Below are 8,844 nucleotides of genomic sequence, written 5' to 3' on the forward strand. Positions count from 1 at the left end.
GCGCAGAAGGCGACGCAGTTCATCCAGCTCGCCAACCAGACCGACACGCCGCTGCTGTTCCTGCACAACACGACGGGCTACATGGTCGGTGCGGAGTACGAGCAGGGCGGCATCATCAAGTACGGCGCGCAGATGATCAACGCGGTGTCGAACTCCACCGTGCCGCACCTCTCGGTCGTGATCGGGGCGTCGTACGGCGCCGGGCACTACGGCATGAGCGGGCGGGCGTACGACCCGCGCTTCATGTTCAGCTGGCCCAACGCGAAGTCCGCCGTCATGGGTCCGGCGCAGCTCGCCGGCGTCATCTCGATCGTCGCCCGGGGCGCCGCCGAGGCGAAGGGCCAGCCGTACGACGAGGAGGCCGACGCCCAGATGCGGGCGTACGTCGAGGAGCAGATCGAGAAGGAGTCGCTCGCGTACTTCACGTCGGGGATGCTCTACGACGACGGGGTGATCGACCCGCGGGACACGCGCACGATCCTCGGCATCTGCCTCTCGGCGATCAACACGCGCCCGGTCAAGGGCGCCGAGGGATACGGGGTGTTCCGCACATGAGTACGCGTGACCACGCAAGGAGACCTCGCATGATCCGCTCCATCCTCGTCGCCAACCGTGGGGAGATCGCGCGGCGGGTGTTCCGGACGTGCCGCGAGCTCGGCATCCGTACCGTCGCGGTCCACTCCGACGCCGATGCGGGTGCGCCGTTCGTCGCCGACGCCGACCTCGCCGTACGCCTTCCGGGCAGCGCGCCGACCGACACCTATCTGCGTGGTGACCTGGTCATCGCCGCCGCACTCAAGGCCGGCGCCGACGCGATCCACCCCGGCTACGGCTTCTTGTCGGAGAACGCCGACTTCGCCCGCGCCGTCGCCGCTGCCGGCCTGACCTGGATCGGCCCTGCCCCCGAGACGATCGACGCGATGGGCTCGAAGATCCGCGCCAAGGAGCTCATGGCCGCCGGCGGGGTGCCGATCCTCTCGGTCGACGCCTCTGCGGCGACACCAGAGGACTTCCCGCTGCTGGTCAAGGCGTCGGCCGGCGGTGGTGGCCGCGGCATGCGGGTCGTCAGCGATCCCGCCGACCTCGAGGGCGAGCTGGCCGTCGCGGGAGCCGAGGCGCTGTCGACGTTCGGCGACGCCACGGTGTTCGTCGAGCCCTACCTGCCGACCGCCCGCCACATCGAGGTGCAGGTCCTGGCCGACACGCACGGCACGTGCTGGGTCGTCGGCGACCGCGACTGCTCGATCCAGCGCCGGCACCAGAAGGTCGTCGAGGAGGCGCCCGCCCCCGCGGTCAGCGATCCCGTACGCACGACGCTCCACGACGCAGCGCGCGCGGCGGTCAAGGCGGTCGACTACGTCGGAGCCGGCACGGTCGAGTTCCTCGTCGCCGACGCGCACCTCGACACCGGCAAGGCGTACTTCCTGGAGATGAACACCCGGCTCCAGGTCGAGCACCCGGTCACTGAGGAGGTGTTCGGCGTCGACCTCGTCGCGAAGCAGATCGCGGTCGCCGAGGGTGCACAGCTCGGTGAGGAGCCGAGCGGCCCGCACGGTCACGCGATCGAGGTGCGCCTCTACGCCGAGGACCCGGCCGACTCCTGGCAGCCCCAGACCGGCACGGTTCGTACGTTCGACGTCCCGGCCGGCGTGCGGGTCGACTCGGGCGTCGAGGCGGGTTCGGTCGTCGGCATCCACTACGACGCGATGCTCGCGAAGGTCGTGGCACACGGCACCGACCGGGCCACCGCGATCCGCACGCTCGGCGACACCCTCAGGCGTACGCGCATCCACGGAGTCTCGACGAACCTCGACTTCCTCCGGTCGATCCTCGATGACGAGGAGTTCGCCGCCGCCCGCGTCCACACCGCGCTGCTCGACGAGCGGCTCGCCGCGTGGTCGAAGCCGCGGCTTGGCGAGCGGGGCACTCGGCTGGCGGCCCTCGCGGCTGCGTTGGCGGAAGCCACCACGGCGACGGCCAGTGCGAAGGTGCTGGGTCGGATCCCGACGGCATACCGCAATGTCCCGAGCCAGCCGAGGACGCGTACGTACGCGGACGGCATCACGGTCTCGTACGCCGCGGGCTTCGTGCAGCACGACCTGGAGGGCGTCACGGTCGTCGAGGCGACGCCCACGCGAGTCGTGCTCGACGACGACGGCATCACCCAGACGTACGACGTCTCTGTCGGCCCTTCGACAGGCTCAGGACAAGCGAAATGGGTCGACGTCGACGGGCCGCAGGGCTCGATCACGCTGACCCCCGTGCCCACCTTCGTCGACCCGGCGGACGTCGTCGCCGAAGGATCGCTGCTCGCGCCGATGCCGGCCGCCGTCGTCAGCGTCGCGGTCGCCGACGGTCAGCACGTCACCAAGGGTGACGTCGTGGTCGTGCTCGAGGCCATGAAGATGCAGCACACCCTCACCGCGCCGACCGACGGCGTCGTGTCAGACCTTTCCGTCTCACCCGGCAGCCAGGTCGAGTCCGGCGCCGTACTCGCAGTCATTGCGACAGGCTCAATGACCGAAACAGGAGAAGAGTCATGAACAACTTCACCGAGTCAGACGAGCGCCTCGCGCTTCGCAAGGCCGTGTCCGATCTCGGCGCGAAGTACGGCCGCGACTACTTCGAGAAGGCCGCCAAGGAGGGACGCAAGACCACCGAGCTGTGGGAGGAGGCGGGCAAGCTCGGCTACCTCGGCGTCGCGGTGCCGGAGGAGTTCGGCGGCGGAGGCGGCGACATCGGCGACCTCGCGGCGGTCTGCGAGGAGCTCGCCGCGGCCGGCAGCCCGCTGCTGCTGATGGTCGTCTCGCCGGCGATCGTCGGCACGATCATCGCGCAGTACGGCACGCAGGCCCAGAAGGAGCGCTGGCTCCCGGGGCTGGCCGACGGCACCTCGACATTCGCGTTCTCGATCACCGAGCCCGATGCCGGGTCCAACTCGCACCAGATCATCACCACGGCATACAGAGAGGACGACGGCTGGCGCCTCAAGGGCACCAAGACCTACATCTCCGGCGTCGACGAGGCGAGCCACGTGCTGGTCGTCGCGCGCACCGAGGACGCCCGCACCGGCAACCTCAAGCCCGCGCTGTTCCTCGTGCCGACCGACGTCGAGGGGTTCACGTATCAGCAGATCGACATGGGCATCACCTCGCCGGAGAAGCAGTTCACGCTGTTCTTCGACGACGTACGCGTCCCCGCCGACACCTTGATCGGCAGCGAGGACGCCGGCATCGACCAGCTGTTCGCGGGGCTCAACCCCGAGCGCATCATGGGCGCCGCGTTCGCCACCGGCACCGCCCGGCTCGCGCTCGCGAAGGCCGTCGAGTACGCCAAGCAGCGCCAGGTGTGGAAGGCCCCGATCGGCTCGCACCAGGCGATCGCCCACCCGCTGGCCCAGACGTTCATCGAGATCGAGATGGCGCGGCTCATGACGCAGAAGGCCGCGGCGCTCTACGTGTCCGGCGACTTCATGGCGGCGGGCGAGGCGGCCAACATGGCGAAGTACGCCGCGGGCGAGGCCGTGTGCAACGCGGTCGACCGGGCGATCCAGACCCACGGCGGCAACGGCCTCGCCAACGAGTACGGTCTGGTGCAGATGCTGGCCGGCTCGCGCCTGTCACGCATCGCACCGGTCAGCAAGGAGATGGTGCTCAACTTCATCGCCCAGTTCTCCCTGGGATTGCCCAAGTCGTACTAGCCGGGCCGCGCTCGTTCCTCGCGCTCAATCCGCGGTTCGCTGGCGCTCACCGCGGCCCGTCTGGCGGCCTCCGGCCGCCCTATGGTCACCATCTACCCAAGGAGGATCTGAATGGTTGAGTTAGTGCATCTCGAGGTGGCCGACCAGGTCGCCACGATCACGCTCGACAGCGAGCGCAACCGCAACGCCCTGAGCAAGCAGCTCGTCACCGAGCTCGTCGCGCATCTCACGACGGCGGACGCCGACGCGAGCGCCAAGGCGATCCTGATCCGGTCGGCCGGCACGGTGTTCTGCTCGGGCGCGGACATGACCGAGGCGGTCAGCGGCGGCATGGCCGAGGGGGCCAGGGCGATCGTCGCGCTCCAGCGGCAGATCGCGACGGCGACCAAGCCCGTCGTCGTGGAGCTCGGCGGCCCGGTGCGTGCCGGGGGCCTCGGCATCGTGGGTGCCGCGGACATCGTCATCGCTGCGGAGTCGGTGACGTTCCAGCTGACCGAGGTACGCCTGGGGCTGGCGGCGGCGATCATCTCCCTGAGCCTGATCCCGCGGTTCAGTGAGCGCGCGGCCGCGGACCTGTTCCTGACGGCCCGGAAGTTCGACGCCGCCGAGGCTGCCGACGCCGGTCTCATCACCCGCGCCGTGCCCGACACCGAGCTCCGGACGGAGATTGCGGGCGTCCTCGCCGACCTCTGCAAGGCGTACCCCCAGGGTCTGCGCGAGAGCAAGAAGATCTTCAACCACGACCTGGTCGCCCGCATCGACGCCTTCGGCGACGAGGTGGCGGCGAAGTCGGCTGAGCTGTTCGCCAGCGACGAGGCGCGCGAGGCGATGAGCGCGTTCCTCTCGAAGGGCAAGTAGGAGTCCGGCCGGCGAGACAACGCCGCTGCGGCGACAACAGGGCTACTGTCTCGTCTATCGGGGAAACCCTCGGTGGTTCACCACCTAGGAGAAATCAATGCGTCATGCCGTGAGGCTGCTCGTCCTGGCGTTCGTGGGGTTGGTCGTGCTGCCGGCCGGCAGCGCCGCCGCGACCACGACACACGTGTCCCAGGCCGACGACCGTCCAGTCGTCCGCGTCGGCACCGAGGGCGTCTACCCGCCGTTCTCGTTCCACGACGCCAAGACCGACAAGCTCACGGGCTTCGACATCGAGGTCATCAAGGCGGTCGCCAAGAAGGCCGGCTGGCGGCTCGAGTTCGTCGAGACGACGTTCGACGCGATCTTCACCGCGCTCGAGGCCAGGCGGATCGACGTCATCGCCAACCAGGTCACCTTCAACCCCGAGCGCGACGCGAAGTACGGCCTCGGCACGACCTACACGTACTCGCGCGGCGTCATCGTGGTCAAGAAGGGCACCAAGGGCATCAAGACCCTGAAGGACATCAAGGGCAAGACCGCGGCGGAGTCCATCACGACGAGCTGGGCAGACGTCGCGCGCAAGGCCGGCGCCAAGATCCAGGCCGTCGAGGGGTTCTCCCAAGCCGCCGCGTTGGTCGTCCAGGGCCGGGCCGACCTGCTGATCAACGACAACATCGCGGCGCTCGACTACCTCAACACGACCGGCAAGGACGACATCGAGATCGTCGGCAACGCCGGCGACGAGGTCAGCGAGCAGGTGCTGGCATTCCGCAAGGGCGATCCGCGGCTCGAGGAGTCCAACAAGGCGTTGGCCGAGCTCAAGGCGGACGGCACACTCGCCAAGATCTCGGAGAAGTACTTCAAGACCGACGTCACGGTCGAGAACGCCGGCGATGTCGACGTGTCCGGGGGGCGGGCGGCGCGAAGTGACACCGAGGTCATCCAGGACGCGGCGTGGCCGATGCTCAAGAAGGCCCTGCTCGTGACGATCCCGATCACCATCATCAGCTTCGCGTTCGGGCTCATCCTCGCCGTCGCCGCAGCACTCGCCCGGATCTCCGGCAGCCGAGTCCTCAGCGCGATCGCGAAGGCATACATCTCGATCATTCGCGGTACGCCGCTGCTCGTGCAGCTGTTCATCATCTTCCTCGGCCTGCCAGAGGTCGGGATCAAGTTCTCGCCGTGGACCTCGGCAATCCTGGCGTTGAGCCTCAATGTGGGTGGCTACGCGGCCGAGGTCGTCCGGTCGGCGATCCTGTCCGTCCCCAAGGGCCAGTTCGAGGCGGCTTCCACGGTGGGAATGGGTTACTGGCAGACGTACCGGAGGATCATCTTCCCGCAGGCCGCTCGCACCGCGGTGCCGCCGCTGTCCAACACCTTGATCTCGTTGCTCAAGGACACCTCGCTGCTCGCGGTCGTCACGGTGACTGAGCTGACCCGCCAGGCACAGTTCGCCGCGGCCAACAGCAGCGCGTACCTGCCGCTCTACTGTGTGGCGGCGCTCTACTACTGGGTCATGTGCGTGGGCCTCTCCTCCGTCCAAGGCAGACTCGAGACCCGACTGAACAGGTTCGTGGCCAGATGACCGACATCCAGCAGACCAATGACATGGGCAACCTCCGCGTACGTGCGAGGGGCATCCACAAGTCGTTCGGCGACCACCACGTGCTCCGGGGCATCGATCTCGACGTCGCGGCCGGCAGCACCTCGGTGCTGATCGGGCCGTCCGGGTCCGGCAAGACGACGATCCTGCGCTCGCTCAACGTCCTCGAGCGTCCCGACTCGGGCACGATCCGCATCGACCATGTCGAGGTCGACTTCGGCACGCTCCCGGACAAGGGCGCATCCGCACGCCAGCAGATCGCGGCGCTGCGGGCGCAGAGCGGCATGGTGTTCCAGGCCCACAACCTGTTCCCGCACAAGACCGTCATCCAGAACGTCATCGAGGGTCCGGTGCAGGTCCAGAAGCGTCCACTCGACGAGGCGGTCGACGAGGCCAAGGCCCTGCTCGACCAGGTCGGGCTCAGCGACAAGGCCGACCAGTACCCGTTCCAGCTGTCCGGCGGTCAGCAGCAGCGGGTCGGCATCGCCCGCGCGTTGGCGCTCAAGCCTCAGGTCATGTTGTTCGACGAGCCGACCTCGGCCCTCGATCCGGAGCTCGTCGGCGAGGTGCTGTCGGTCATCAAGGACCTCGCGGCGGAGGGCTGGACCACGGTCCTCGTCACGCACGAGATCCGCTTCGCCGAGCACGTCGCCGACCAGGTGCTGTTCCTCGACGAGGGCGTCGTGGTCGAGCGCGGCACCAGCGCGCAGGTGATCGGCGACCCGCGTGAGGAACGTACGCAGCAGTTCCTCAAGCGGATCCTCGACCCGGCCTGACTCAGCGCAGCCTGGCGGAGGCCGAGCCGGGCAGCACGTGCTTGGTGCCGAGGTAGTCGACCGTGACCTTCTTGCTCAACTTGGGTGATCCGTCGGACGAGCCCAACAGGCTGACGGTCGTACGACCCCTGGTGAGCGGCAGCTCGGCGCTGAACCGCTTGGTCGTCACGCGTACCGACCCCTTGGCCCGGACGCCGGTCGCCTGCTCGACGACCCGGATGCTCAGGACCGCCTTGGTGCGCCGGATGTCCACGTCGACCTTCACCTCGGCATTCGAGGCGAGCGTGATGTCGACGCCTCGCCGCGTCCGTCCCTCCTTGACCCGCAGGACGCCGGCGCGGGGGACTGACGTGCCGGCGTGCCAGCCGGCACCGAACTCGCCGTCGATGTGGTCGATCGCCGTCACGCGATAGGTTCCGGGAGCCAGGTCCTCGGCGACGAACGCGCCTCCCGTGCCCGTGACGGCGGTGGCGACGACCTGCCAGGCCTCGTCCAGCACCTCGACCTGCATGCCGCGTAGACCACGGCCGCGGGTGCTCCGGACCGTCCCGCTGATCGCGCTCTGCTCCCGCCGATGCCGACCGGGCCGGACCGACGGTTGCTCGAGCGCGAGCTCGACCTCGACGTCGCCGGCGACCTCCTCGACCTCAGCGGCGGGATCGGCCGCGTGCCGAGGACGGGGGGCCTCCTCGCGATCCTCTGCCATGGGCGTGGGATCCGGTCCGATGAGGGTCTCGACCACGGGGTGCTCGGACTCCGCCGCCTGGGTGCCGTGGCCCACGACGGTGGTCTCGGCGGCCGGTGCGGCCTGACGCGACGAGCGGAAGCCGATGCCATGAGCGGGCGCCGCGATCGGTGCGGGTCCGAAGGCGTGCGGCGTCTGGTCCTGCGCCACGACGTACGTACGTACGGCCGGGGTCTCGCGCGGGGCGCTCGCGGTCGGCCGTGCCGAGGCCGCCGCAGCCACTCGCAACGTCGCCCGCCATCCACCAGTCATCGACATGCCTTACGCGAGAGATCCCCCGAGCAAGTATGGCCGGTCATTGCAGGCAGATGGCCGACCTCAGGCGTGTCGTGTGTCGCACTGGCACAGGGCAGGTTGTCACTCTTCCCGGCGGCCGTGTGATGGAGCTCAAACGGCAAAGTCCCCGCGGTCCGGGCAACTGCCTGCGGAATATTTCGTCGACCCAATAGACTTATGAGTTCTCTAGGAAGAAAAGGAGTCGGGTGAGCTCGAACAACGCGGAACAGCGCGAGATCGACGCGGAGCAGACATATGTCGACTCCGTGTACGAACGCCTCGACGCCTCCGCCAAGGTGGCGCAGTCCCTCGTCGTCGAGGGCATGGCGCGTGGTCACGTCGGCAACGAGGGTGGCCTCGTCGAGCGTGACGCGATGGTCTACCAGGCATCGCTCCGCCTCTCCGCACTCAACGCCGCCCACGACGGGCTCGTGTTCGGCCGGCTCAACATGCTCGACGGGGAGTCCCGCTACATCGGCCGCATCGGCGTACGCGACGCCGACCGCGAGATCATGCTGATCGACTGGCGCGCCCCGGCAGCCGCGATCTTCTACCAGGCCACGGCCCAGGAGCCGGCCGGCGTCATCCGGCGCCGGGTCCTGCGCTGCGCCAACGACAAGGTCATCGGCATCGAGGACGACCTGCTCGACGCCGACAACGCCCCCGACGACCTCGTCGTCGTCGGTGAGGGTGCGCTGCTCGCGAGCCTGACCCGGGCACGCGACAGCTCGATGCACTCGGTCGTCGCGACGATCCAGAAGGAGCAGGACGAGGCGATCCGCGCCCCGAGCCGCGGCGCCACCACGATCGGCGGCGGCCCGGGTACGGGCAAGACCGTCGTGGCGCTGCACCGCGCGGCATACCTGCTCTACACCGACCGGCGGCG

The 8,844-nt window shown here is 68.9% G+C and carries 7 protein-coding genes and 1 pseudogene; 7 read left to right on the forward strand and 1 reads right to left on the reverse strand.

Annotated elements, in window-relative coordinates; translation table 11 throughout:
- The 6 genes from V6M46_RS16845 to V6M46_RS16870 form a co-directional block, all read left to right on the forward strand.
- Positions 1-555: carboxyl transferase domain-containing protein (locus tag V6M46_RS16845; RefSeq protein WP_332667194.1), on the forward strand; the 555-nt coding region annotated here is incomplete at its 5' end.
- 29 nt (positions 556-584) lie between these two features.
- Positions 585-2,543 carry an ATP-binding protein gene (locus V6M46_RS16850; RefSeq protein WP_332667196.1) on the forward strand — a complete coding sequence of 653 codons (1,959 nt, stop codon included), beginning with the start codon at positions 585-587 and terminating at the stop codon, positions 2,541-2,543.
- Positions 2,540-3,700, forward strand: coding sequence for an acyl-CoA dehydrogenase family protein (locus V6M46_RS16855; protein ID WP_332667198.1), 1,161 nt, complete (start codon positions 2,540-2,542; stop codon positions 3,698-3,700). The genes V6M46_RS16850 and V6M46_RS16855 overlap by 4 nt, the downstream gene beginning before the upstream one ends.
- Before the next feature lie 111 nt (positions 3,701-3,811).
- Positions 3,812-4,558 (forward strand): enoyl-CoA hydratase-related protein, encoded by a 747-nt coding sequence (locus V6M46_RS16860; protein ID WP_332667200.1) that lies wholly within the window; start codon positions 3,812-3,814, stop codon positions 4,556-4,558.
- Between the two features lie 97 nt (positions 4,559-4,655).
- Positions 4,656-6,143: an ABC transporter substrate-binding protein/permease gene (locus V6M46_RS16865; protein ID WP_332667202.1), complete on the forward strand. Its 1,488-nt coding sequence runs from the start codon at positions 4,656-4,658 to the stop codon at positions 6,141-6,143.
- The gene (locus V6M46_RS16870) at positions 6,140-6,937 is read left to right on the forward strand and encodes an amino acid ABC transporter ATP-binding protein (protein ID WP_332667204.1); all 798 of its coding nucleotides are present in this window, start codon (positions 6,140-6,142) and stop codon (positions 6,935-6,937) included. Before V6M46_RS16865 ends, V6M46_RS16870 begins: the two co-directional genes overlap by 4 nt.
- 1 nt (position 6,938) lies before the next feature.
- Here the strand turns inward: V6M46_RS16870 and V6M46_RS16875 are convergent, their stop codons facing one another.
- On the reverse strand, positions 6,939-7,934 hold the full coding sequence (locus tag V6M46_RS16875) for a carboxypeptidase-like regulatory domain-containing protein (RefSeq protein ID WP_332667206.1): 996 nt from the start codon (positions 7,932-7,934) through the stop codon (positions 6,939-6,941).
- Positions 7,935-8,164: 230 nt separating this feature from the next.
- On the opposite strand from V6M46_RS16875, the pseudogene V6M46_RS16880 reads away from it, so the two are divergent.
- Positions 8,165-8,844, forward strand: a pseudogene (locus V6M46_RS16880) (HelD family protein); the annotation flags it as partial.

This window comes from Aeromicrobium sp. (genome assembly GCF_036676885.1).
GTDB lineage: Bacteria > Actinomycetota > Actinomycetes > Propionibacteriales > Nocardioidaceae > Aeromicrobium.